Here is a 24,447-nt window from a genome sequence, read left to right on the forward strand (position 1 = left end):
TACGCCGTGTTATCTAAATTCAGTTACCTCTTTTACCATTGATCCTGTCCTGGTTTCTTTCCCTGAGATTCTCCCGCATGTTTTGTTGCCTGGCTCTTCTTTCGAGCTGTTCCAGCACCATGCGGCGGAAATCGTCTTCAGCCTGCCGCAGCGAAACCAGCTGTCGGGTACTAATCACCCGGAGCAGTTTTTCGGAATATTCTTTTTCAAGATTAAGTTCTCTTTCTTTCACCTGAAAGCTCAGGTCCATCATAGCCCTGTTTTCTTCCTCAGTGGCAGTTTGAGGATTGAAGTCTCTCCGTGCATTTCTCATCTCTCCCAAAATGCTTCTTCTTTTGTCACTAAACTCCCGGTAAATAGGCCAGAATTGCTCTGCCTGTTCGGGTGTTAAGCCCAGCCGCTCGGTTATCACTCCAATTTTGGCAGCTTCCACCTTTTTCATCGCCTCCGGATCCTGCGCTCGCAAATAAGTGGCCAATAGCAAGATCATTAGGGTTATATATGTAAAACGTTTCATAATCATTCAATTAAAGGATGTCATCCTGTGTACTTAACTGATCATAGAGCTGTAGCAGCTCTTCATCAGTCATTTCTTCTTCTGGCAATAAATTTAGCTCACCGTCATTCCAAATTGAATCCTCTGCTTCAGCATGATTCATCAATTGCACGAGCTCATCGGCACTGACAGATTCGATTTCCAGATAGTAAATAAGGTCGGCTGTAGCCACTGCATCGAGAGGGTTCAAATCTACCTCTGTTGCTTTATTGTTGTTCCAAACAAACAATCCAACACCCAGCATAAGCACCATGGCAAGTGCCGACAAGGACCATTTGGGAGAAAGCAAGGGCTGCCACACTGGTGAGCCAGCAGTTTTTGCTTCTATCCTTTTCTGCATCTTCAATGGAAACTCATCGAAGTACCTTTCGGGTGCCTCAAACGGCTCTTTCCTTTCTATATCGTCGAGCTTAAACTTTTTCATCTGAAGTCGATTAATACTTTGATTGTTTTTTGAGCCAAAGGTTTAACCAGCAGTAACATATTCTTCTATTTTTTTGGCTGCCAGGTGATAACTCGCCTTGAGCGCACCTACGCTTGTGCCGGTTATGCTGGCTATCTCCTCAAATTTTAACTCGTCGTAGTACCGCATGTTAAAAACGAGGCGCTGTTTGTCCGGTAGTTTCAAAATAGCCTTTTGCAGCTTCAACTCAATCTCGCTACCAGACAACCCTGCCGACTGCTCAGCTTTTGCAAACAATTCGCTGCTTATGTCGTGAATAGGGAGGAAAAACCTTCTCTTTTTTTTTGCCAGAAACTGCAAACACTCATTACTGGCTATCCGATAAACCCAGGTGAAAAGCCTGGCATCTTCCCTAAAGTTATCAATTCCTTTCCAAACCTTTAAAAAGACCTCCTGAAGCACGTCGTCTGCGTCATCGTGGTCTATCACCATTCGTCTAACTACAGCGTACATTGGCTTCTGATAGTGGCGTACAAGCAGAGAGAAGCCAAATTGCTTCGACGATGGATCCCTTATTTTTTCAAGAATGTCTTTCTCCTGCAAAACCAGATTTTAGCTATTAGATAAAGATACGAAGTGAAGGTTTAAAGAGGCGATAGATTTATTTCTCCAAATAATACATGTACCTACAACTATCTTGTAATTTATTTCGTTGTTTTCTTACAAATAGATGTTAACAAAGCAGTTAAATACTAATTTAGGGTGCCTGGAAAATAATTTATTGAAATGGGAATAGCCGAAGACATAAAACAACCAAAATTCAAAAGCGAGTTTCAGAAGGCGACGATCAACCTTTTTTATACTGCCAGTTGGCTTGGTGAAAAACAACATACCTTTTTCAAGGGATTTGGTATAACCGCAGCTCAGTTCAATGTATTGAGGATTCTAAGAGGGCAATACCCTCAGCCGTCAACGGTAAACCTAATCATTGACCGAATGCTGGATCGCATGTCTAATGCCTCGAGAATAGTGGATAAGCTGGAAAGCAAGGAGCTGGTGATTAGAAAACAGTGCCCGAATGATCGTCGTGCAGTAGATGTATTGATTTCTGATAAAGGACTTGAATTGCTAGGCAGGATAGATAAAGCAATGGATGTTCATGAGAGGCAGATTTGCAATTTGACCGAAGAAGAAGCTGTTCAGCTCAACGATTTGCTGGATAAGTTCAGAGCATAGTAATTTGAATATAAATGCCTTCTAGGCAAAAGTGGTTACTCTTTTCAGCGCTTCATCAATGGCTTGTTTTTCCAGAGCTATTCTGTCCTCACCCCATCCAAACTTTTTTGCAAAATATTTGAGAGTTAGGTGTGAAAATTCATTGACACTATCAATGTCAAAATAAAGCCTTCCGGAACGCTGCACCAGATAATCGACCGGCTTGCAAATCATTTCGTTTTCAAATGAGAAGTCCAGTTCGGCCATTAGCAGCTTCTCCCTGATGTCATTCACCTGCTGGTAATCAGGCAGCATGCTTAGAATGGTGTCAGTCTGCTTCCCATACGTAGACACCAAATACCATGATTCATAAGGAGCTGCTCCAAGCTTTTTCAGTGCTTTTTCAATTGCTGAAGTGTATTTCTCAACTTCTTTGTAGTTTTTGAAATCGCCTCCAGGCAATGTAAGGCTGTCTGTACTGCATTTTACAAACTTGTGTTCATTCTTCTCGTACATGCGCTCCATCACCACATCCACAATGCGCTCAGCCATCTTTCTGTAGCCAGTAAGCTTGCCACCAGCAATGGAAAGCAGCCCGCTTTCCGACTCGAATATTTCGTCCTTCCTTGAAAGTTCAGACGCCGACTTGCCATCTTCATGAATCAGAGGACGAAGCCCGGCCCACGAAGAGCATACATCTTTGATGGTAAGATGTACGGAGGGGAAGGTATTCATCACCGCCGAGAGCAGGTAGTCTGCATCCTCCTTTTTGGTAAGCACAAGGTCTTTGTTGTCTTTATAATCGGTGTCAGTGGTACCGATATAGGTAATCTTGCCACGAGGGATAGCAAATATCATTCTGCCATCGGGTACGTCGAAATACACCGCTTGCTTAAGTGGAAACTTAGCGTGAGGCACCACAATATGTACTCCTTTGGTGAGATGAAGCCGCTTACCTTCCAGAGAATGGTCCTGATCTCTAAGTGTGTCTACCCATGGGCCGGCCGCATTGATGATATAGTTGGATTTTACTTCTATCTCCTCACCGGTAATTTCATTAAACACCTTTACGCCAACAGCCTTTGACTTTTTGTAGATGAATTCCTTTACATGACAGTAGTTGAACGGCATGGCACCCAACTGGGCCGCCCTCTTCATGTTCTCAATAGTAAGCCGGGCGTCATCAGTTCTGTATTCTGCGTAGTAGCCACTACCGATAAGCTTCTCGGGATTGAGCAGTGGTTCTTTCGCCAATGTTTCCTCCTGGTTGAGCATTTCCCGGCGGTCGTCTCCATCTACTCCGGCCAGCACATCGTATACCCATAAGCCAAGTGACGTCGCCCACTTTCCAAATGTGCCGTCTTCTACGAGGGGGAGGAGCATTTTTTCAGGAATGACCATGTGAGGGGCCATTTTGTGCACTATGGAGCGTTCCATTCCCACTTCTCGCACGAGACCAATCTCCAGCTGTTTGAGATAACGCAGGCCGCCGTGTATGAGCTTGGTCGACCGGCTGCTGGTGCCCGAAGCAAAGTCACCCTTTTCGAACAACACTACTTTGAGTCCTCTCTTGGCAGCATCGACAGCAATGCCGGCCCCTGTAATGCCACCGCCAATAACGATGACATCAAAACGTCCAGTAGAGAGCGATTTGAATTGTTTGAAATGAGACGACGCCGAAAATTGGAATTCCATGCCAGCAAGTTATGATAAGAGGGCTTATTATAAAATCACATGGCGGCAAGAATGTTTTAAAATAGTTAAAGTTCTTTCAGGTACTCCAGCAAACCTTCCGTTCTTCCCGTAGGTCTTATCACAAGGATGGGGATTTTTGAGTCAATTTGCACCAGTTTTTCTGCGTTTGTACCTATGAACAGGGCGGCTGTTGCCGAACGCCCTTTGGCTCCAATGATGATGATGTCGGCGAGGCTCTTTTTAGCAACGGCAAAAATAGTCCCCATCACGTCGTCGTTCTTGTCGAGCGAATAAATCGGTTCAATGTCAATGCCCTCAGTGTCTATCTGCTTGATGAACTTCTCATAGTTTTTTTCTGCGTTGGCTTTCATTATGGCAGCAAATTCCTTGTAGGATTTGCCCGTGTAGTGGTAGCCCTGAGGCACGTTGTAGACGTTCTGCGCTATAATTTTCACCGGTTTAGTATTGGATCGGGCAATTGCCACCGCCTGTTGCATGGCGTCAAGAGAGTAGTCGGAAAAATCGATAGGAACAAACAGCTTCTCAAGTGCATGGTCATACTCTTTGGGGACTATAAGCAGAGAGCACCCTGCACGCCTCGCAAGACGGTTGATAATGATGCCGCCGCTTTTGGGCTTTGGTTTTCGCCCCACCATGATCAGGTCTATCTTTTTCTCATCAGCAAACTTCATGATCTTTTTGGTAGGCTGTCCCTGCTTCACAAGGAAGTTGACCTTTATTCCGTCCGGAAAACTGTAGTACTGATTGACTTTGTTTTCCATCTCATGCTTTCTATCGACAATGAGTTGTTCCACAACAGTTGGGAATTCCTTGATAAGCTCTTCAGGCACGCTGAAGTCCCTGATCACATTATAGAAGTAAATCTCTTTGGACTTAAACGCAGTGGTGATGAATGACGCTGCTTTGATCAACTGCTCATCAATATCAGTCAAGTCGAGTCCTACCAGAATTTTATGAAAATTATGCATCTACTTCATTAAGGTTTTATCAACACAAAGTTACTTTACTAAAACTAATTTATTCTTGAAACAACTCCGCCTAAGAAGTATTTGTACGGTATTTTTTTGGCCATTAGCAGTTAAATGGGCAAAAATCATTGCTTGAAGGTGTCAATCGTGTCGACCAGCAGCTCGATGCTTTCTTTTGAGTGTGTTGGAAAGTTGGCAACCCGGATATGCGAATCTTTGAACGGGCCATAACCACTACCCACTACCATGCCTCTAGTTTTCAAAAAATCGATCAATGCCGCTGTGTGTTGCCCTGTTTCTGCCACAATCACTGTTTTGGATCTGGCGCCTGCGTCTTTTACAAAAGGAGCAAACAAAGGATGATTTTCGAAATAGGTGTACAGCACCGTTGCTTTGTATTCCGCTTCAATTCGGATTCTATCTAGGCCTTTGGACAGCATATCACCGGCGACTTTGCCAAGTAGGTAGATGAACAAGACGTTTGGCGTTTCCGGCGTCTGCTTCTTGAGGCCACCTTCGTGTAGCTTGAGCAGGCTGTGGTAGGAGCCAATTACCTGACCTTTTGATTGTAAGGCCTTTGCTCTTTCGAGACAGCGATCGTTGTAAAACCAAACACCCAATCCGGCCGGCAAGCCGAAGCATTTCTGCACTGAAAGGTAGGCAGTGTCGATTTTGCTAAAGTCAATATTGGAAACTGGCGCTGAGCTAACAAAGTCTACAGCAATCAGAGCATTTGGATAGGCGGCTTTAAGCTGTTCTATCTCATTTTGCGGGAAGGCAACGCCGGTGCTGGTTTCATTTTGCGTGACCGAAATAAGCTCTGCGGAAGCTGGAATAGCGACCTCTCCGATAGGTGTGTAGCTGCCGTAGTCAGCCTTTGCCATTTTAGCAGTCCGGCCCAGCTCTCCGGCTATTTCATAAAACCTTTGAGAAAATGACCCATTGACAAAATGGAAGGATTCTTTCTCTACACAGTTTTGAATCAGTCGCTCCCACACCTCGGTGGCGGAAGCGGTAAAAGCCAGGTGAAAATCGTTGGGCAGGCCAAACAGGGTGCGGAGATTGCTTTCAGCCTCTGCATAAATTTCCTGAAACCGCTTACTTCTATGAGAAATAGCAGGTATTTGCTCTTTGAGGGCGTTTTTTAAATGCTCCTCCACAGTGAAATAGATGTCGGAAGGACCTGGGGTGAAGTAAATTTTCTTTGCCATAAAGGGTGGATAAAAAATCGATAGAACCGTTGCGCAAAAATGAGGAAGTAATGTGGCTCTAACAAAGAAATAAGCTGGGAAAAAGTGTTTTTGTTTGGCAATTTGCTAAGGGCATCAAAAGCTTTCATCCTTCAATTTTTCCATTCATAAACTCTCGAATCAGAAAGCAGCAAGAATAGCCTTACATTTAATTGTTTAAGCTACATCCTATGAAACTACTTCTTTACTCCAGGCACCTCCTTTCTGGCTGTGTTCTTTTACTCTCATTGCTAACACTTGAATCGTGCGAAAATGGTTCAGGCGGCCCAAGGGTGCTGGTTTTTTCTGAAACCAGGGGCTACCAGCATGGCTCCATTCCCTATGGGATAGCCGCTATTCAAAAATTAGGCGAGGAGCACGGGTTTGCCGTAGACACCACCCGTAACTCCGAGGTATTTACCGACGATAACCTAAAGAAGTATAAAGCAGTAGTATTCAATTGCACGACCGGTAATGTACTGAATGCCAAACAGCAGGCGGCCTTCGAACGCTATATCCAGGCGGGTGGTGGCTATATTGGTATTCACTCTGCCGCTGACACCGAATATGACTGGCCGTGGTACGGCAAACTCATGGGAGCCCACTTTTCCAGCCATCCCCGAAATTCCAATATTCAAAAAGCCACTGTGCTTGTCACCGACACTACGCATATTTCTACAAAGGGGCTTCCAGCCAAATGGGAAAGAACAGACGAGTGGTATAGTTATAAAAGCTTTTACTCTGAGTTGAATGTGCTCGCCTACCTGGACGAAAACACCTACAATGGTGGCACGAATGGAGCCAACCACCCCATTGCTTGGTACCATGAGTTTGACGGCGGTCGGGCCTTCTACACCGGAGGCGGTCATGTGGAAGACAGCTTTAGTGACCCCTTGTTTCTACAGCATCTTTATGGCGGTATTCAATATGCCATAGGAGAAAATGTGACCCTTGATTACTCTAGATCATATGCGGTGGAAGCGCCTGAGGAAAATCGTTTCGTGAAAACAATCCTGGTGAATGACCTTGACGTGCCGATGGAAATGGCCATTGCTGACGACGGGAGGCTTTTTTACACCGAAATGTTCAACGGAAAGCTATGGATGTTCGACACAAAGAGCGGGGAGAATAAGCTGGTGCATCAGCTCGATGTGATGAACAAAGGAGGCACCGGACTGATAGGAGTGACGCTTGACCCGGACTTTGCCAGCAACGGATATATTTATCTGTATCACTCACCGCCGATGGAGGGGGAACCATTTTTCTTCCATTTGTCCCGATTTGTGGTAACTGCCGACAACACGCTAGACCTGAATTCGGAAAAAGTGCTCTTGAAAGTGCCTGTGCAGATCAACAGCGGGGCACACCATGGTGGCTCACTGGCCTTCGACAAGGATGGCAACCTGATTCTATCGACCGGGGATGGCACCACACCATTTCCTTCGAATGGTTATGCACCCATCGACGAAAGGCCTGAGCCTCAGTACTTCCCCATGGATGCGCAACGGTCGGCTGCCAACACCAACGATTTCAAAGGAAAGATTTTGCGGATTCGTCCGCAGGAAGATGGAACGTACACAATACCGGAAGGAAACTTGTTTGCACCAGGCACAGAGAAGACTTTGCCTGAAATTTATGCGATGGGCTGCCGCAATCCGTACCGGATAGCGATCAATCCTAAAACAGGAACAATCTATTGGGGCGAGATAGGGCCGGATGCAGGTGAGGACAGTATACAAGGCCCAAGAGGATATGATGAATTTAACCAGGCCAAAAAGGCAGGCTACTTCGGCTGGCCTTACTTTGTTGGCAACAACTACGCCTACGCTGAGTGGGACTTTGCCACAAACACCGCAGGGCCGAAATATGACCCGGCAGCACCGGTGAACAACTCGCCGAACAATACGGGTCTTACTAACCTGCCTCCTGCGACTCCAGCAATGATTTGGTACCCTTACGCTGCATCACCCGATTTTCCTGAGCTGGGCAAAGGAGGAAGAAGCGCCATGGCGGGGTCTTTTTACACATATAATGCTTCGCAGAAGTCTCCAAATGGGTTTCCCGAGTATTTCGACGGCAGCTTGTTCGTATTCGATTGGATGAGAAACTGGGTCATGGTGCTGCGGTTCGATGAAAACGAGAACTATGTGCGCAACGAGCCCTTTATGACCAACAATGGCGACTTCCGAAGACCTATTGATATGGTGTTCAGCAAGGAAGGCGTGATGTACATGCTGGAGTACGGGTCGGTGTACGGTGCCGATAATGACGATGCGAGGTTGGTCAGGGTGGAATACAATACCGGCAACCGGGCACCAATTGCCAGGGCAAGCATTGTCGACTCGGTAGCGATGGAGGAGATGAGATCCAGGGCTTTTGTTACCTCAGAGTCACGATACAAGGGGCCTTCGGAAATAGCAGGTGTGGCACCACTGGCCGTGAAGTTCAGCAGCGCTGGCACAACCGATTATGATGATGACGATAAAATGAGCTTCCAGTGGTTGTTTGATGGGAAGACAGTGGGAGCTACGGAGCGCAACGCAAACTATACCTACGAGACGCCAGGACTGTATAACGCAGTGTTGCGGGTAATCGACGAGGCTGGTGCGGTAGGCTTGGATACAGTGCTGGTGCGAGTGGGCAACGAGCGGCCACAGGCAGCAGTTGAAACGGCTGGCAACAAGTCGTTTTTCTGGGACAATAATCCGTCGTTCGCTTACAAGGTGAAGGTAAACGATAGGGAAGAAGGGATTATACCCCCTTCAGCAGTGACTGTATTGTTTGACTACAATCCCACGCCAAGTATGGCAGCAGCGGAAGCAGTTGGTCACCAGGCAGTGCTGGGGGATAACTCTCTTGGTAAATCGCTTATTGAAGCCAGCGATTGTAAGGCTTGCCATACTGTAAAAGACATTTCTGTCGGGCCCGCCTACCTGAAAGTGGCAGAAAGATACAAGGGAGACCCTTCGGCAGTCAATACATTGGCCAGGAAGATTATCCAGGGCGGCGGCGGCAACTGGGGTGACGTGCACGTGATGGCAGCCCACCCGCAGATCCCCATGGACGACGCCAAAGAGATTGTCAATTACATTCTATCGCTGGCCAACCCATCAACGGCTACTACGCTGCCGGCGGAAGGCAAAGTGGCCCTGAACAAGCACAAAAAAGACGATAGACGTGGTGTGTATAATTTATTGGCTACCTACACAGACAAAGGCGCCAATGGCGTGGGGCCGCTGACCGGCTCAGAGCTAATTACTCTTCGAAATGCCAGGGTGAGCACGGTATTTGCAGACGCACACGAAGGCTTCCCACGGTGGGGAAACAGCTTGAGTCAGGGAGGCCATAAGTCTTATATTCTTTTGAAGAATATAGACATGACCGGGATCAAAGGGTTCAGCTACGAGTATGCCGCAGACAAGAAAAATGGCTATATAGAAGTTCGATTGGACTCATATGCCGGGCCAATTGTCAGCAAGACAGATTTTGTTGCCACGGGCTCCTGGGGTGAGAACGGTACAGTGAGCGGAACACTGGAAAAACCGTTAGAGGGACGCCATGATATGTACTTCTTTATCATGAAACCTGAAAAGCCGAACGACAACCTGGCGGTTTTGAAAACGATTCAATTTGAAAAATAGCCTATGCTATGGTAAGTTTCGCCTTTGGAGTCGACAGAAGGTAATACAATTTAGTAGCTAATAAAGATATACTTAAACAATAAGCAACAATGAAAAGAATGAAATTAACGGGGGTATCCTTGGCGATTGGCCTGGCGCTTTTGATGACTAACGGGGCGTTTGCTCAAAAATCCATTTTCAATGGCAAGAACCTGAAAGGGTGGAAGATTTACGGCACTGAAAAGTGGTTTGTAGAAGACGGCTTACTGGTGTGCGAAAGTGGGCCGGATAAAGGATACGGTTATTTTGCAACAGAGAAAACTTACAAGGACTTTGACCTTACGCTCGAGTTTCAGCAGGAGGCCAATGGAAACAGCGGTGTGTTTTTCAGGTCGAGCATCGAGGGCACAAAGATCACTGGCTGGCAGGCGGAAGTGGCACCTCCGGGACATGATACTGGCGGAATTTACGAGTCCTACGGCAGAGGCTGGTTGATCAAGCCAGATCCTGAAAAGGACAAGGCCCTGAAGATGGGAGAGTGGAACACGATGCGCATCAAGGTGGTGGGCGATGAAGTGACTACCTGGGTTAATGGTACCGAGATGATCTCTTTCAAAGACGAGAAGATCGGGCAGGCGACGGGGTCAATTGCCCTTCAAATTCACGACGGAGGTGGTATTCGTGTGAAGTGGAGAAACATCATGATCAAGGAGCTTTAAGGTGCCTATAAACGATGCTTTTTGCCATTTATTTCGGTTCGAAAAATTAATAGAAATATTGGTTCCTTCTCTTTGTCAAAAAGTATTGAATGCTCTAACTTCGTATTAAATCCTGAGCAGGCAGATGGTTCTAAACCTAACATGAATACAATTCCGGGTTAACCTTCTTGCCAAAACCAGGCCTCATCCGCCAGCTGGCGGACCTCGCCCGCCAGCTGGCGGGCAGGTTAACAGTGGAAGGTTGCGATAAGGAGGAGCCTAAATCTTGTCTAAAAGAGGTTTAGTTACCTCATTCCTGAGCAGGTAAAAGGCTTTCGGGTTCGCCCGAAAGCTTTTTTGTTTTCAGTCTCATCGTGTAAAAGTCAGCAGGTTCATGCTGAGCGATCCTATCAAAAATGGTTGATAGCAGAAAAACAAAAATACCCACTGCCTCTTCAGTTTGTGCCTTTGCTGGCTGGCTTCAGAACCTTGTTGATGGAATTTGTGCCTACGGCCCGGCCTTGTTTTACTCCCTCGTCGCAGGCGTCTCGGTAGTGAATGCCGCCGTAAAGCCTTGAAATGGCCGCTTCGGCTGCAGCCTCGTAAAACGAATTGAAATCCCTTTCCGGTAATCCGAAATACACCTCAGAGTCGTCTCTAAAAGCGAAATTATCGCCGAGAAGTGTTGTGAGCACAACAGAAGAGGCTGCAGACACTACGCTGTGCCCGCTGGTGTATTCAGGAAAGGGAGGTGTTTGGAGAATTGGTCGCCATTCGGAGTCGATGTATTTGTTGATCATGGTTTCAGGCCTGATCCTATCGCTGCGGTATTTTTCATCCCAGCAACTAATAAAGCCGTCGTGTAGGGTAGTGCTTACCATGACATGAACAAAGAGGGTGGAGTCGAAGGAAATGTTAGCCTTTTCGCAGGCGATGCCCGCAATACTCATCCAATGGCCGCCAGGAGAGATTTTCTTCAATCCAATGGCCATATGGCCCGAATAGGCCACGGCAAAGGGGTTGCAGTCCCAAAAGCTGGCAATCAATTTGTGCTCTGGCGTTATGTTCTTCACAACATCATACACCTCCATGGTTTGCTTGTAAAACGAGCTCGTAGTGTCGAGGCTGAAAGGAGCCGGGGCTGCCGGCACAAACTGGTCATACGACTCGAGAAAGAATGGTCTGATGGTTTTCCATTGCGGCTCGATGGCCGACATGTATTCAGGAGGTGTGGGGTACCACCGACCTTCCTCTTTGCTTGGCGTGTACCTGGTGTAGGTGCTCAGCTTATTGTACCCATCGCCTTTGGCATACTGAATGATTTGGTCTGCTATTTCAATGGCGTACTTCTTATTGGCGTCAATAGACCTGGATGAAAGCTTGTATTGCTCTTTGAACTGAGCTTCCAACTGCTCCTGATTGCTTTTGAGCAGGTAGCCCGAGGGCATGATCTTTTTTCCCACCTCCAGCATAGCATAGGTAGCGGCAAAAGTCAGGTCAAAGCCTTTTGCGGAGTAGGGGGCATGAACGCCAGGGTTTACTTTGAAGTTTGGGCCAATTTGAGGAATGTCGCTACCACTGGTGCTAGCTGTGTAGTAAGCACCCAGCATTGCATAAGCATAAAACCGGCTGGCAGCAGGCGGGTTAGCCACATCGTGAAGCATCACCTCCGACAGGTGGAAGACGTTCTCGGCAAACACTTTGGCCGCTTCCGTATTGCTTAGGCTGGTCTGCGCAGAGGTGGTAAATTGCATAGTGCCCAACAAAACACCCAGTATAACAATCTTTCTCATCACTTATTCAATTTATACGCTTCGATACCCACATTATTCACACCCACGAGCAGGAACTGCTCACCTGCCACATCTATCACGTCAAGCGACTTGGTATCTCCAGTGAACCTGAAGCCAGATTTTGATTGCGATACATATTTGAAATGTCCCTTGCCGTCACCTTCATACAGTTGGCCAAAGTTGGCATCGATAACCCCCATGCGAATGCGAATAGAGCTTTGGTTACCCGCAACAACCAGGTCCATGTTTCCATCTTTGTTGTAGTCGACCAGCGTCATTGCATAAACAGGAGCGAACTGTGCTTCATCCGGCAAGGCGTGAGAAATGAGTTTGCCATCTCTATTTTCCAGGTACATACTCCGCAGCTCGGTGGCCTTCAGCTCTTTGGCATCCTTTAAGTCAGCTTTTGAGAAGATGGTGCTCAGCCTGGCATCGGCGTAGGAAGAATAGTCAGTATACTTGCTTCGCATAGCGTAAATCTGATCAAGCAGTTCGTCTCTGCTGGCAAATGGAACCGATTCGCCTTTAATGTAGTAGTTGAGGATGGGATCCACCGACCCATTGTTATCAAAGTCCTTGTAAACAAGGGTGATGGGCTCTTTTTCGCTGGCATGAAGCTGGGTATTTAGCCCGAAGTTCCCCACAACAATGTCAGGGTCGCCGTCTTTGTCAAAATCATGCACTACCATTTTGCTCCAGAGACCTGAGATTGGCTTGTCGAAATATTGGCTCGTTGACCGCTCCAGCGATTTTCCCTGCTTATTAATGAACACTTCAATGGTCATAAACTCGCCAACCACTACCAAATCATCCCACTTGTCGCCATTCAAATCCACCCAGGAAGCATCTGTCACCATGCCAATAGTGCCGAGTTCTTTGGCTTTGGCAGCCGTTACGTCGACAAACTTGCCGTTTCCTTTGTTCTCAAGGAAAAAGCTTTGTGGCACTTCGGGATACCTTCCGGGAATAACTCTTCCGCCCAGCACAAGATCCATGTCTCCATCTTTGTCAAAGTCGGCATAGGCGATGCATGATTTACTAACGAGCATGTCAGGTAAGGCATCCATCGCTTTGGTGAAGTTTCCTTTCCCATCGTTCAGGTAAAGCCTGTCTTGTGTGGCTTTATCCTTCTCACTGTAATCATTGTAGCCACCGCTAACAAGGTAAAGGTCGAGGTCGCCGTCTTTATCGGCGTCGAAGAAGCTGGCACCTGCGTCTGTATACTGTAGGTCGGACTGCGTGACCGGAAAGTTGCCAGGCTCGAACGAACCAGCGGCCGACTGAATGAACAGCATCCCGGGGTTCTCCTGTGCGCCGCCCACGAAAATATCTTCTCTGCCATCTCCATTCACATCACCCGTCGTCATGATCGGGCCGCAGTTGGTGAGCATCGTCATCAGGAGTGGCTGACGTTTGAAGTCGTTGAAACCATACTCGAGGTGTTCGTAGTAGACAGGGCATTCTACTCTTGAAAAGTTTGTTGGCTCAAATGACGTCCTGGCAGAAGCAAACAGGTAAGGCTTTTCAGGATTTGTTTCTTCTATCGTAATAGTTTGATTCGCAGCGATGCCTGAAAGCTTTTGCTCAGCACCACTCAGCCATGTTACTCTGATTGAGTCTATTTTGTTCTGCTGCCCAAGTCCGACATGAAGCCTGCCGGTAACGGACGACTGAAAGCCTCTGGTGGGCATCTGCTCAAAATATTGTACCTGTTCGCCTGCATACACATGTACTTTTGCACCGTAGCCCCTTGAGTTTTTTGAAAGGCCTTTCAGCGTAATGTCCAGGTAGTTGCGGTCGGGGTATCTTTGTTGGGTTTGATTTCTATAGATGGAAACGGCGTTATTTTGATTGTTGACGATCAGGTCAATATCTCCATCCTTGTCAAGGTCGGCATAAGCAGCGCCGCTGGAAAAGCCTGGATTGGCAAAGCCCCAGTCGTTGCTCATGTCCGTGAATGTCAGATCGCCATTATTTTTATAGATATAGTTATGAACGGGCGTGGACGTCATGGTGGAGACCAGGTGAAAGGTGTCGGCAGGCTGCTTTTCTCTGGCCATATCAAAGAAGTAGTCGCCCTTGTATTTCAGGAAGTCACGGTTGGTGTAGTCACGGAAATAGCCATTGCTGATGAACAGGTCTTTCCAGCCGTCGTTGTCGTAGTCGGCAAAGAGGGGAGACCAGCTCCAGTCGGTGTTGGAAATGCCAGAAAACTGCCCAATCTCGCTGTAGGTTCCATCGGTGTTGTTCAGATGGAGCATGTTGCGCATGTTCTGAAAATAGAAGCCGTTGATGACCAGCAGGGCAAAATGCTCGTAATTTTCCGGCCCGTAAAGCAGCTTTTGGCGCTTGTTGTCCTCCGGCAGCATGTCGAGCGTGTAAATGTCGGGCCAGCCGTCGTTGTTGATATCGCTGATGTCGCAGCCCATGGAGAAGTAGGAGATGTGCTGCATGTAGTTGGTCATCTCATCAGTAAATGTGCCGTCGCCATTGTTGATGTAGAGATAGTCGGGCTCTACATAGTCGTTGGATACGTAAATGTCCTGAAAACCATCCTGGTTCACATCTGCAATGTTGACGCCTAATCCGAAACCAAGCGGATTGCCTTTGATACCTGCTGAGGCGCTAATGTCGACAAAGTGCCCGTTGTCGTTCCTGTAAAGCTTGTCGCCAGCGTAGGGATCACGTGTTTCTTTTGCCTTGGCAAACTCAAACTCACGGATCACAGTAATGTTGTGATTGAGCAGGTACATGTCCAGATCACCATCATTGTCGATGTCGAAAAAGGCCGAGTGGGTGCTGTGTGATGGATCATCCAAGCCGTATTCTGCCGCCTTTTCTGTGAAGGTCAGGTCTTTGTTATTGATGAAGAGTTTATTCCTTCTGGTATCGGGCGCAGTTTTCCCTGAAAGGCATACATAGATGTCGAGCCAGCCATCTCCGTTAATATCCACCATGTTAGCTCCTGTCTTCCAGCCTGTACTCACAGCTGTTCCCGAAGACTTCGTGATATCTTTAAAGCTGAAATTGCCCTGGTTGAGGTAGAGCTGATTTTCTACCATATTACCAATAAGGTATACGTCGTCCAAGCCATCGTTATTGATGTCGCCAATGGCCACGCCGCCGCCGTTGTAGAAGTATTCGTAGGTGAGCACGTTGGCAGTAGGGCTCTCCGTCAATATGTTCTTGAATGTAATGCTTGTTTTAGTTGTGGGCATCAGCTCAAAAAGCGGTCCTTTTTGTTGACCAAAGGACAATGTGCTTATGAAAGACAGTGCTACTATTATATTAACAATCAAATAATTATTGATCGAAATAGCGCTGAATTGATTCAATATGTATCTACGGGCGTCCATCAGGGAAGAAGTAAAAATTCAACATCACAATTCGTAAGGGTTCAATTCTCAAATATGGCTGCATTTTATCACATGCAGGTCAGAGAATAGCATATTTTTCCGATCCAAACCAAACACAAGTTAATGTTTATGAAAAGCATATGGTAGTGCTCACCGGGTTTTTTAAGCAAGGATACTACAATAGCGGCTCGGGCTCACATTTCGAAGTTGCCGTCAAGTGGCCAAGACTTTCATTTATTTAGCTTTATGTCCGGTTTTCAATACTTTAGCGACCGAAATAGCGATTACTATGAAATTTTCCCATCAACTGTTGCTCTTGCTTGTTGTGTGCGCTGGCGTGGCAGTTACCTCCTGCAAAAAAAAGAAGACGGAAGTTGCCTGGGTGCAGGACTTCTCTATCATTGGTTCTCAGTCGTCGCCAAGGGCCGCTGACCTTAATCTGGATGGTGTGTTGGATATTGTGATGGGTGCCGGGAAGAACGAATACCAAAAGTCAGAATTTGGCGTGATGGCGCTGGACGGAAAAACAGGTGAGTTGCTTTGGAGACAAGAAACCACTGACCAGGTGTTTGGTTCGGCGACACTCTACGATGTGAACGGTGACCAGGTGCCTGATGTGTTTATTGGTGGGAGGTCGCCCCATTTAAGGGCGCTGGACGGAAAAACAGGTGAGGTTATCTGGGCCTATAATCATGAGTTGTACCACCAGGATTCCATCCTTCAGTATGCCCGTTTCAATTTTTACAATAGTGTGCTGGTGCCTGACCAAAATGGGGACGGGCTCAAGGACTTGCTGATTGTGAATGGCGGAAATTCCAAGGTTGAGCCATTTTCCACCAGCAACCGATTTCCTGGCGTACTAATGCTGATGGATACCAAAACCGGTGAGATTTTGGCAGCGGATACGATGCCTGATGGTAAAGAGTCGTACATGTCGCCTATAGCTTTTCAGCAGCCCGGTAGCAACGACGTTATTATACTATTCGGCACAGGAGGGGAGACGATCTCAGGCAGCCTGTACGCAACTACCCTGGCTGATTTAAAGGGCCGTCAGCTGGCAAAAGCCAACGTGCTGGCTACAGAAATTGACCACGGTTTCATTGCACCACCTTCTGTGGCTGACATTACTGGTGATGGCTTTTATGACGTCGTAGCTATTTCACATGCTAGTAGCATTTTTGCCATCGACGGGAAAACTGAAAAGCCTATTTGGACAAAAAAGATTGAAGACTCAGAGTCGAGCAATAGCTTTGCTGTGGGCTATTTCACTGATGACAGCGTGCCTGACTTTTTCACCTTTGTGAGCAGAGGTGCCTGGCCGGAAAACACAGGATCGGTGCAAGTAATGCTTGACGGACAAACAGGAGAGATCGCCTACCTGGCCGAAATGGGGTGCACTGGTTTCTCTTCGCCCGTTGTTTACGACCTAAACGATGATGGAATAGATGAGGCGATCATCAGCATCAACGAATTTGACTGTGCAGAGGGCTTTGTGAACAAGAAATCGAGCGAGATACTTACAAAACTGGTTGCCATTAATTTTACAGACAAATCAGTCATTCCCATCGACCAACTCAATGGATTCAAAAACATTTTCTCAACTCCCCATATCGGAGACATGGACAGTGATGGCTACCTCGATATTGTTCATTGTCAGTACTTCAATCCCACCTCTGATCTGATGGTGTTTCTTGGTATGAAGATCAAGCGCATATCAACGGGTATCGAAATGGACAACCCTGTGAGATGGGGAGCTTATATGGGCTCCAACGGCGATGGGGTATTCGAAGGAAAGTGAGCAGTGCTCGTAGCCGGATTCGGATATGATATTTGCCACAACTTCGCTTTGGATCATTTAAATCTCTAGCTTTGCAGCCGAATTAACAGAGGGCAGCAATGAAGCGCATCAATGAATACAGGAAACTGTTTAATGCTGAGGCAGATACAGACCTTAAACAACTAAAAACCACTTACAGGAACCTGGTGAAAGAGTGGCATCCTGATAAGTTTCAGCAGGATGATGAAAAAGCTGCCGAAGCAAAGCAGAAGAGTTTACAAATCATCGACGCATATCATTTTTTGGTGAGCATAGCGCCCGAAACCAAAGAAGCCAATTTGGCTGAATACACGACTACCACAACCGAATCTGGTATTGTCGATTTCAAGCTCAAGGGATTGGTACTTGAAGTAACCTTTCTGGATGGTACCACCTATGAGTATTTTGGTGTGACAAAGCACGTGTATCAGGGCCTGATCAATTCAGACAAGCCCTACAGGTTTGGCAAGCGAAATATCTTCAACTCGTTTCTTTACAGAAAGTCAAAAAGGGACTTGGAGCCGGCGTAAATTTCTCTGCTCTTGAAGTTCCGGTGCGGGTTGGTAAGGTGGGCTATTGAGGTGTGTCTTTTTGAAATGGTTAATGAATCGCTCGAAATGCTTTAACCCACGCCTAATCTCTAACTACAGCGGTAATTTTTTTTCGAAAATATCTCCCAAGGATCGCATAAGTATTGTTATAGAAAATATCCATATAATTCAATATTTGTCAGGCTGGTATTTGATCGTTAATTTATTGAGCGAAATCAATCAATTACCCCATTATCTACACAGTTATGAGAAAACTAATCACCGCCTTATTAACCGTTGTTTTATTCATTTGGAGTTGCGAGCCAAATGAGAATGTGCCACAAACCGTTGAGTTTAACCCTACGCTAAAGGACAAGCTAACAAGGGTGGATCCATCATCGGTTGAAAACAGAAACGGCAGAACCGCTGGCATTGAACAATGGATTGCCAGTGTCAATGAAACGATTGCCTCTCAGGGCTTAGCCATACAAAAAATGGAATTTCTTGGGGCTGAGCAGGCTGGAAACACTGTTTTTTTTGCCAACACTGGTAATAAACAACTGTCGTCTGACTTCGTGCCGAACGACCCACGCAATGGCACAGGGATTGATGTTCCTTATGTTATCGACGGCACAGAATTAGGCACATCTTCCGGGATGTCTGAATTTGAAACCTATAGTGCAACGGTGGCTGCTATGGAAACCTGGGGCAATGTTACGTGCTCGTCCGGGTTGGAGATTCCGAATTTGGGTGTCGCTTCCTTTGATATAGGCTACGTTCAGTACCTGCTTGGCTTTGGTGGAATTGCGGGGTATTTTCCAGGCACGGTGGTTCATGGAGGTATCCTTCCGGGAGCATTTTTTGATGCAGTTTCGCCTGGCGGAGCGAGTTCAATTTTAGGAGTGACATTTACCTTTGTATGGCTTGACGACCTTGACGCAGACGGAAAATCTGATGTGGCCATCAAAGAAATCTACATTAACGATGTATTCAACTGGCAGGATGCACCCGATGATGTGCTTGGCAATGGCATATATGACCTGGAAACAGTGATTCTTCATGAAGCAGGCCATGCCTTGAGCCAGGCCCATTTTGGCAAGGCATTCGCCAGTGGAAACGGAAAGCTGCACTTTGCGCCTGCAGCTCTGATGAATGCCGGATATAGTGTTGCCCGACGAAATATATCGGGAACTGACAATGCCGGCCATTGCAGCAACTGGTCAAATTGGCCAAATAACTAGGATGTAGCCATCCAATAAGAATGAAGGCCTCCATCCAGGGGCCTTTATTGTTTTTCACCGGTGTCGTTGGCGCTTGCGGGATAGTGGTATTTCGACTACGGATAACTTCCTTTGGTTCTGCGCTGGAGCGAGCCTGTTGTCAACCGCTAACTTGCCTCTGCAAGCTTTAGTCGCTTGTGGTAATAGATGTAGGACAATGCCTCAACCCCAAATATCACCACCATCATCAGCATGGCAGGGTCAAAGCCGCCGACGGCAATGCCTGAGTAGGTAGCGCCTATGAGGTCGAAAGTCAGTCCGGCATATGCCCAATCTTTGACCCTTGGGAATCCAGGTATAAAAAGGGCAATTACACCAAGTGCTTTGGCCACTCCGAGAAAGGGAATAATATATTCAGGATAGCCCAGCTGGCCTGAGACCATTTCAACAGCATCCGGCACAGAAATAATGTCGGGGATAGCGGAAAACATCATGAAGCCGCCAAACAGACCGGTGAATACCCAATAGAGGAGGTTGATCCTTTTCATAATAGTTGGTTGGTTTAAGTGATAACACAAAGATAGCGCCTGTTAGCCCAACTGTAGCTGCGTGATAACGCCATTTTTGTGGGGCGTTTGCGGCATGGAGTGCCAGGAATTGAGCTCTTGGTATTCGCTATTTACTCTTGCTTTTGCTACCGCATTCTCTTTTGCTCTAAATTTTCCTATTTTGTTGAACAGAATTCACGCCAACCTACTTCAACCAAACTATGAAAACCCTTTTTGTCTATTTACTTATAGCTTCGGCCCTTGGGCTGGCTGCACTTAGCTTTTTTCAAAGCAAAAGAATTAAGAACCTCCGGGAGATTCAGAAGAACTACGAGGCTTTAACAGCGAACTTCGCTGAATTAAGCAAGAACTATAAAAGCACGCTTTTGAAATACCAGGAAATTAAAACGTCACTTGACCAGACCACTATGAGCCTTGACTCCATTAGCCAGCAGCTTGACAGTGTAAACAGGCAGAGCACACTACTGATTGCCTCTGCACACGCCAATATCGTGGAGATCATTCAGGAGGTGGATACCCTTGAGTTGGACGATGTGGAAACGATAAGAAGTCTCAGAACGCTTCTCAATGAAAAATAATTGGATATGAGATATTTAGCCATCTTGTTTTTCATGATTAGTTATAGTGTGGAAAGCTGTGGTCAGGTAAAAGTGTTTACTTCGCACGATACAAAAATGACGTTGTATCGGGGCGACACAGTGGCCATAGAGGCCGACACTGCTTCTTTACTGAGTTCCAGTGTGATATATCAGATCAATGAGCTTACCTATAAGTATGAAGCGTTACTTCAACGGTACAATACGAACATTGGCGTAAACAAACGCTTGCTTGCGCAACTCACCACGACCAAGGAATCCCTGGAGAAGCTGCTGGACAATAACACCGAGGGCAACGTTCAAATTGGAGCGTTAAATGAAGTGGTTGCCAGGCTTACGACCCTGTCAGTCAGCCTTAACGATACCAACAAAAACCTCGAAGCAAATACAACCGACCTGGATGCAATGATTCAGGAGTTAAAAGAACAAAACAAGGAGTTGAAGCGGCAGATCAACAGGATGGGCTTAGATAAATTTAAAGACAGGTTGTTGTTTGGCACCATTGGGGCCGCCATATTAGGTGTTGTTTGGTTGGTGGCGAGCTAGATGGGGCAAATGTACCCTTAATGCCAAATTCAAGATAACTTCCCACGAAGTGGCGGTCACAATTGGCCAAAATCTGGTACTTTAGCACCAACACGTAGCATTGTTTTCGCAAACACCCTCTCCTGAATGAAAAAGATCGCTTTTGTCTTCCTGTGCTGTTTAATGGGTGCCGCCTTCGGCAAAGCCCAAAGCACAAACCAATATTTCCTTTTCATAGGCACCTATGCCACTGAGGCCGGCCCCAACGGTATCCATACTTATCAGTTCGATAGTGAAACAGGCACTTTGAGGAAGGTGCAGCCGGTTACCGAGCTGGGAAATGCTTCCTTTCTAGCCGTGAGCGACGACCAAACCAATCTGTATGCGGTAAGTGGCTCCAAGGTCAATGCCTACGATTTGAATCCCGGCACGGGTCAGCTATCATTCCTCAATAGCGTTCCTTCCTCCGGATCTTGTTACGTCTCAGTTGCTCCTGGCGGCAACGCTGTTTTTGTAGGCAACTATGGGGGCGGCAGTACGGAAGCTGTTCGTACCCATGCCGACGGATCGTTTGATGAGGGGAGCGTGCAGCTGGTTCAGCACCAGGGTAGCAGCGTGAACAAAGAAAGACAGGAAGCACCCCATGTGCATGCGACGGTGCTTTCGCCTGACGGCCGCTTCCTGATGGTGCCTGACCTGGGAACAGACAGGGTGTACCAGTACCAGCTGAGTACCACATCAGGCGAAATACTGACACCAGCTTCGAAGCCATGGTTGTCGGTAGCCAAAGGTGGTGGGCCGAGGCACCTGGTTTTTCATCCCAATGGAAAATATGCCTACCTGATATTGGAATTGCATGGTGCGGTAATGGCCCTCGACTATGCTGAAGGTGTGCTGAAGGCAAGGCAAACCATCAGCATGGTAGACAAAGGCTTTAATGGTCGTTTGTCGGGGGCTGACATTCATGTGTCGCCCGATGGGAAGTTCCTGTATGCTTCGAACCGGGGCGACGCCAACGAAATAGCCATTTACTCCATTGATCAGAAGGGAAAACTCACAAGGATAGGCCGCCAACCCGTTATGGGAAAAACGCCAAGAAATTTCGCCATCGACCCGACCGGCAGGTTTCTGCTCGTAGCCAACCAGGATACGAATGAGGTGATCGTGTTCCGGCGAGATGAAAACACGGGCCTTTTGACACCCACAGGCCAAAGCGTTGCTGTAGAAAAGCCCGTTTGTCTCAAGTTTGCTCCGGTGCAACAAGCACCCGAAGAAAAGCTGGTGGCTATGGCTGTCGAGCGTTTCCGCCAAGCCATGACCGATCCTGACAGCGACGTGCTGGCTTCCCTCGCCAGCGACGACCTGGAGTATGTACACTCAAGCGGTACCGTCAGAGACAAGCAGGGCTTCATTGACGAATTCATGAAGCGCTGGACCAACTTCAGTAAAGTAGACATACTGAATCAGACGATCAAAATATCCGGCGACAATGCCATTGTGAGGCACAGATTGGTGGCCGATGCCAACAACCCTGGCTATCCTTCAAAGGTCGATATCATCATTTTGATGGTATGGAGAAAGGAGGGCGGTCAGTGGAAAATGCTGGCCAGGCAGGCCGCCAAAATACCTGAATAGCAGTTCGACGACATTGAAGGGAGTCTTAATATTGAAACCCTCCAAGGGTTATCTTTGAATCGTTCTCCATTTCTGGGGATTGTCGGGTAAAAAAAAACGGTAAATAGTTCATGCAAGCCGGTAATAAAAAAACAAAAGGTCCAATCCTATCCCGGCCGGGCGGGACGCATTGAACCAGTTTTGTTTTTTTATTATTAGTCGCCCAAGTATTCACCTCCATGTACCAATCTACTTGACCCTTCGCTTTAGCTAGCCTCCCGTCAGTAGGCCCTTACAATCTTCCAGATCCTTCCGTCGACCTTGGTTATGACATACATCTCTTTTTCGACTCGGTCATAGCCAATACGCAAATGCTGACGCTTGATGCCTGTCAGCTCCTGCATGGTCGTTTCCTTTCCGTTTTCGGCAACGGAGAGTTGGTAAACCGTTGAATCGCTGAGCTGGGGGTTAATATTAACAAAGAACAGCTTGCCGCTTACAATGTCTCCAAACACATACTTGTCTTTAAGCGCCGCTAAGTTTCCCTCGTACACATAGCCGCCGCTGATGGCATTGCCCGTTTCATGGTCGTATTGGGCGAACGGGCCTTTGTAGAGCGCCTTGTCTGTGGTGCTGAGCTCGTAGACTGCTTTGAGGTTCTTGATTGTATTGATGCCGTAGTTGCCTTCCCGCACCGGCCAGCCATAGTCGCCGCCGGCTACTACAATATTCAACTCTTCAATATTGGCTTCCCCGATGTCGGTGACGAACATTCTGTGGTCATTGGCTTCATCCCAGGCCATTCGGTGGGGGTTTCGGAATCCGTAGGCATATATTTCCCTGACCACGCCATCACCAGTATCCTGTGAGAAAGGGTTGCCTGCTGGTATCCCGTATTTACCGTTTTTACTGTTGCTGCCAGCGGGATCAATCCTCATGATGCTCCCCAGGAACGATTGAGGGTGATGCCCAGCTCGGGGTGGTGGATGTTATTGGAGCCACCGTCGCCATAGCCAAAATAGAGCATACCATAGTCGGGGTGGTTTTTTTCCAACCCCGGAATGAAGCCGATGTCCTGCATGCCATGGGCAAAGGTAGGGGCATGCACCCGCAGTAATTCTCTGTAGATTCCTGAGAAAACTGTGTCCATCGGATTGTTGGCCTTCCACTCACCAACAATCCACTGCGCCACCGACCGGAGTGTGTCGGAAACGACGTAGTCGGCGGGCTGGCCCTTATAAGCTTCGGCATGGCTAATATAGAGCAGACCGTTGTTTCGAAAATGCGGGTGAAAATCGAAGCTGCCAAGGCCGGTGGCGATACCGGGGCCACTTTGGAAGTCGGGAAGCTCGTTTCTGAGATCCATAAATACGGTCGCCTTTCTATCTTTGATGCGATAGATCACGCCGTGCTGGTCGCTGGCAAACATAGCACCATCGCCAATGGGAGAGGAGCGCAGCGTGACCACGCCGAGGTCGGAAGATTCACCCAAAGCTGGTAGCTGAACGACCTCTTCCAGTTCTATGCTGATATCTGACGGTTGAGGTGCACTTACCAGCTGCCCTGACAGTCCCGCTTCTTTGCTTTGTTGCGTCACATCCAAAGGGGGAATATCGAACAGCTCAGTCTGCTGCTTGAGGTAGGCCACAATAGCGCTGATATCGTCTTCGGGCAACCATTCAAAAGGCGGCATTACCAGCTTGTACTTTTGCTTTAACAGTGAAAATCTAATATCCTGTGAGTCAATGTATTTTGATGGGTTCTTAATGAAGTCAATAAGCTGTGGCTCTGCCACCACCGAAGTCACACCTCCAAGCGGCGGGCCTATGCCGTCATCCTGTAGTCCGTGGCACGACATGCAGTGTTTGGTAAACAAGTCCTTGCCTTTGCTCAGGGTGCCCTCATCAGGTTGTGAGTTACAGCTAATAATGGCGAGGGCGAAACCAATGGGGAGTGCCAGGGTAAGCAGCAGACGTTTAGACATAGAGTGAAGATAGCAATCGTCTTCCAAATATATTGTCAA

20 protein-coding genes are annotated in these 24,447 nt (G+C 47.4%); 9 read left to right on the forward strand and 11 right to left on the reverse strand.

The features are described from left to right. Positions 1-19 precede the first annotated feature (19 nt). Genes RT717_RS10595 through RT717_RS10605 form a run of 3 tightly spaced genes read right to left on the reverse strand, consistent with a single transcriptional unit; the run spans position 20 to position 1,562 of the window. A complete protein-coding gene (locus RT717_RS10595) occupies positions 20-517 on the reverse strand; it encodes a hypothetical protein (RefSeq protein ID WP_317491706.1) in 498 nt (165 codons plus the stop codon). Positions 518-527: 10 nt separating this feature from the next. Further along, positions 528-980 (reverse strand): hypothetical protein, encoded by a 453-nt coding sequence (locus tag RT717_RS10600; protein ID WP_317491707.1) that lies wholly within the window; start codon positions 978-980, stop codon positions 528-530. 42 nt (positions 981-1,022) lie between these two features. Then, complete coding sequence (locus RT717_RS10605; protein ID WP_317491708.1) at positions 1,023-1,562, reverse strand: RNA polymerase sigma factor; 540 nt, start codon at positions 1,560-1,562, stop codon at positions 1,023-1,025. A gap of 183 nt (positions 1,563-1,745) precedes the next feature. Here RT717_RS10605 and RT717_RS10610 point away from each other — a divergent pair, with 183 nt between their 5' ends. Further along, the gene (locus RT717_RS10610) at positions 1,746-2,195 is read left to right on the forward strand and encodes a MarR family winged helix-turn-helix transcriptional regulator (protein WP_317491709.1); all 450 of its coding nucleotides are present in this window, start codon (positions 1,746-1,748) and stop codon (positions 2,193-2,195) included. 21 nt (positions 2,196-2,216) lie between these two features. On the opposite strand, the gene RT717_RS10615 is transcribed toward RT717_RS10610, so the two are convergent. The 3 genes from RT717_RS10615 to RT717_RS10625 form a co-directional block, all read right to left on the reverse strand. After that, positions 2,217-3,869 carry a glycerol-3-phosphate dehydrogenase/oxidase gene (locus tag RT717_RS10615; protein WP_317491710.1) on the reverse strand — a complete coding sequence of 551 codons (1,653 nt, stop codon included), beginning with the start codon at positions 3,867-3,869 and terminating at the stop codon, positions 2,217-2,219. Between the two features lie 65 nt (positions 3,870-3,934). Then, positions 3,935-4,858 carry a universal stress protein gene (locus tag RT717_RS10620; RefSeq protein WP_317491711.1) on the reverse strand — a complete coding sequence of 308 codons (924 nt, stop codon included), beginning with the start codon at positions 4,856-4,858 and terminating at the stop codon, positions 3,935-3,937. A 125-nt stretch (positions 4,859-4,983) separates the two neighbouring features. Next, on the reverse strand, positions 4,984-6,069 hold the full coding sequence (locus RT717_RS10625; protein WP_317491712.1) for an aminotransferase class V-fold PLP-dependent enzyme: 1,086 nt from the start codon (positions 6,067-6,069) through the stop codon (positions 4,984-4,986). A 209-nt stretch (positions 6,070-6,278) separates the two neighbouring features. Here RT717_RS10625 and RT717_RS10630 point away from each other — a divergent pair, with 209 nt between their 5' ends. Together RT717_RS10630 and RT717_RS10635 are read left to right on the forward strand one after the other, a co-directional pair. Beyond that, positions 6,279-9,728: a ThuA domain-containing protein gene (locus RT717_RS10630; RefSeq protein WP_317491713.1), complete on the forward strand. Its 3,450-nt coding sequence runs from the start codon at positions 6,279-6,281 to the stop codon at positions 9,726-9,728. A gap of 89 nt (positions 9,729-9,817) precedes the next feature. Then, on the forward strand, positions 9,818-10,426 hold the full coding sequence (locus RT717_RS10635) for a 3-keto-disaccharide hydrolase (RefSeq protein ID WP_394854128.1): 609 nt from the start codon (positions 9,818-9,820) through the stop codon (positions 10,424-10,426). 434 nt (positions 10,427-10,860) lie between these two features. Here RT717_RS10635 and RT717_RS10640 read toward each other — a convergent pair whose 3' ends face one another. Next, positions 10,861-12,198 carry a vanadium-dependent haloperoxidase gene (locus RT717_RS10640; RefSeq protein ID WP_317491714.1) on the reverse strand — a complete coding sequence of 446 codons (1,338 nt, stop codon included), beginning with the start codon at positions 12,196-12,198 and terminating at the stop codon, positions 10,861-10,863. Then, entirely contained in the window at positions 12,198-15,554 is a 3,357-nt protein-coding gene (locus RT717_RS10645) for a VCBS repeat-containing protein (RefSeq protein WP_317491715.1), read from the reverse strand. The genes RT717_RS10640 and RT717_RS10645 overlap by 1 nt, the downstream gene beginning before the upstream one ends. A gap of 289 nt (positions 15,555-15,843) precedes the next feature. Here RT717_RS10645 and RT717_RS10650 point away from each other — a divergent pair, with 289 nt between their 5' ends. From RT717_RS10650 to RT717_RS10660, 3 genes are all read left to right on the forward strand, one after another. Continuing rightward, positions 15,844-17,352 (forward strand): outer membrane protein assembly factor BamB family protein, encoded by a 1,509-nt coding sequence (locus RT717_RS10650; protein ID WP_317491716.1) that lies wholly within the window; start codon positions 15,844-15,846, stop codon positions 17,350-17,352. A 98-nt stretch (positions 17,353-17,450) separates the two neighbouring features. Then, positions 17,451-17,900 (forward strand): KTSC domain-containing protein, encoded by a 450-nt coding sequence (locus RT717_RS10655; protein ID WP_317491717.1) that lies wholly within the window; start codon positions 17,451-17,453, stop codon positions 17,898-17,900. 266 nt (positions 17,901-18,166) lie between these two features. After that, positions 18,167-19,141 (forward strand): hypothetical protein, encoded by a 975-nt coding sequence (locus tag RT717_RS10660; protein WP_317491718.1) that lies wholly within the window; start codon positions 18,167-18,169, stop codon positions 19,139-19,141. A gap of 146 nt (positions 19,142-19,287) precedes the next feature. On the opposite strand, the gene RT717_RS10665 is transcribed toward RT717_RS10660, so the two are convergent. Continuing rightward, positions 19,288-19,668: a DoxX family protein gene (locus RT717_RS10665; protein ID WP_317491719.1), complete on the reverse strand. Its 381-nt coding sequence runs from the start codon at positions 19,666-19,668 to the stop codon at positions 19,288-19,290. Between the two features lie 221 nt (positions 19,669-19,889). Between RT717_RS10665 and RT717_RS10670 the strand changes: the two genes are divergently transcribed. The 3 genes from RT717_RS10670 to RT717_RS10680 all read left to right on the forward strand — a co-directional run bounded on the left by RT717_RS10670 (position 19,890) and on the right by RT717_RS10680 (position 22,445). Beyond that, positions 19,890-20,267, forward strand: a complete 378-nt coding sequence (locus RT717_RS10670; RefSeq protein ID WP_317491720.1) for a hypothetical protein — start codon at positions 19,890-19,892, stop codon at positions 20,265-20,267. Between the two features lie 6 nt (positions 20,268-20,273). Further along, entirely contained in the window at positions 20,274-20,831 is a 558-nt protein-coding gene (locus RT717_RS10675; protein ID WP_317491721.1) for a hypothetical protein, read from the forward strand. A gap of 126 nt (positions 20,832-20,957) precedes the next feature. Then, positions 20,958-22,445 (forward strand): beta-propeller fold lactonase family protein, encoded by a 1,488-nt coding sequence (locus RT717_RS10680; protein ID WP_317491722.1) that lies wholly within the window; start codon positions 20,958-20,960, stop codon positions 22,443-22,445. A gap of 260 nt (positions 22,446-22,705) precedes the next feature. Here the strand turns inward: RT717_RS10680 and RT717_RS10685 are convergent, their stop codons facing one another. Continuing rightward, on the reverse strand, positions 22,706-23,362 hold the full coding sequence (locus RT717_RS10685) for a PQQ-dependent sugar dehydrogenase (RefSeq protein ID WP_317491723.1): 657 nt from the start codon (positions 23,360-23,362) through the stop codon (positions 22,706-22,708). After that, entirely contained in the window at positions 23,359-24,408 is a 1,050-nt protein-coding gene (locus RT717_RS10690) for a c-type cytochrome (RefSeq protein WP_317491724.1), read from the reverse strand. The genes RT717_RS10685 and RT717_RS10690 overlap by 4 nt, the downstream gene beginning before the upstream one ends. Positions 24,409-24,447 lie beyond the last annotated feature (39 nt).

Source organism: Imperialibacter roseus, assembly GCF_032999765.1.
GTDB classification, from domain to species: domain Bacteria; phylum Bacteroidota; class Bacteroidia; order Cytophagales; family Cyclobacteriaceae; genus Imperialibacter; species Imperialibacter roseus.

Coding starts and splice junctions, on each gene's coding strand:
- RT717_RS10615 (WP_317491710.1), bottom strand. CDS start 3,869: ATGGAATTCCAATTTTCGGCGTCGTCTCATTTCAAACAATTCAAATCG.
- RT717_RS10680 (WP_317491722.1), top strand. CDS start 20,958: ATGAAAAAGATCGCTTTTGTCTTCCTGTGCTGTTTAATGGGTGCCGCC.
- RT717_RS10595 (WP_317491706.1), bottom strand. CDS start 517: ATGAAACGTTTTACATATATAACCCTAATGATCTTGCTATTGGCCACT.
- RT717_RS10685 (WP_317491723.1), bottom strand. CDS start 23,362: ATGAGGATTGATCCCGCTGGCAGCAACAGTAAAAACGGTAAATACGGG.
- RT717_RS10690 (WP_317491724.1), bottom strand. CDS start 24,408: ATGTCTAAACGTCTGCTGCTTACCCTGGCACTCCCCATTGGTTTCGCC.
- RT717_RS10630 (WP_317491713.1), top strand. CDS start 6,279: ATGAAACTACTTCTTTACTCCAGGCACCTCCTTTCTGGCTGTGTTCTT.
- RT717_RS10620 (WP_317491711.1), bottom strand. CDS start 4,858: ATGCATAATTTTCATAAAATTCTGGTAGGACTCGACTTGACTGATATT.
- RT717_RS10665 (WP_317491719.1), bottom strand. CDS start 19,668: ATGAAAAGGATCAACCTCCTCTATTGGGTATTCACCGGTCTGTTTGGC.
- RT717_RS10610 (WP_317491709.1), top strand. CDS start 1,746: ATGGGAATAGCCGAAGACATAAAACAACCAAAATTCAAAAGCGAGTTT.
- RT717_RS10625 (WP_317491712.1), bottom strand. CDS start 6,069: ATGGCAAAGAAAATTTACTTCACCCCAGGTCCTTCCGACATCTATTTC.
- RT717_RS10640 (WP_317491714.1), bottom strand. CDS start 12,198: ATGAGAAAGATTGTTATACTGGGTGTTTTGTTGGGCACTATGCAATTT.
- RT717_RS10635 (WP_394854128.1), top strand. CDS start 9,818: ATGAAAAGAATGAAATTAACGGGGGTATCCTTGGCGATTGGCCTGGCG.
- RT717_RS10660 (WP_317491718.1), top strand. CDS start 18,167: ATGAGAAAACTAATCACCGCCTTATTAACCGTTGTTTTATTCATTTGG.
- RT717_RS10670 (WP_317491720.1), top strand. CDS start 19,890: ATGAAAACCCTTTTTGTCTATTTACTTATAGCTTCGGCCCTTGGGCTG.
- RT717_RS10645 (WP_317491715.1), bottom strand. CDS start 15,554: ATGGACGCCCGTAGATACATATTGAATCAATTCAGCGCTATTTCGATC.
- RT717_RS10655 (WP_317491717.1), top strand. CDS start 17,451: ATGAAGCGCATCAATGAATACAGGAAACTGTTTAATGCTGAGGCAGAT.
- RT717_RS10650 (WP_317491716.1), top strand. CDS start 15,844: ATGAAATTTTCCCATCAACTGTTGCTCTTGCTTGTTGTGTGCGCTGGC.
- RT717_RS10675 (WP_317491721.1), top strand. CDS start 20,274: ATGAGATATTTAGCCATCTTGTTTTTCATGATTAGTTATAGTGTGGAA.
- RT717_RS10600 (WP_317491707.1), bottom strand. CDS start 980: ATGAAAAAGTTTAAGCTCGACGATATAGAAAGGAAAGAGCCGTTTGAG.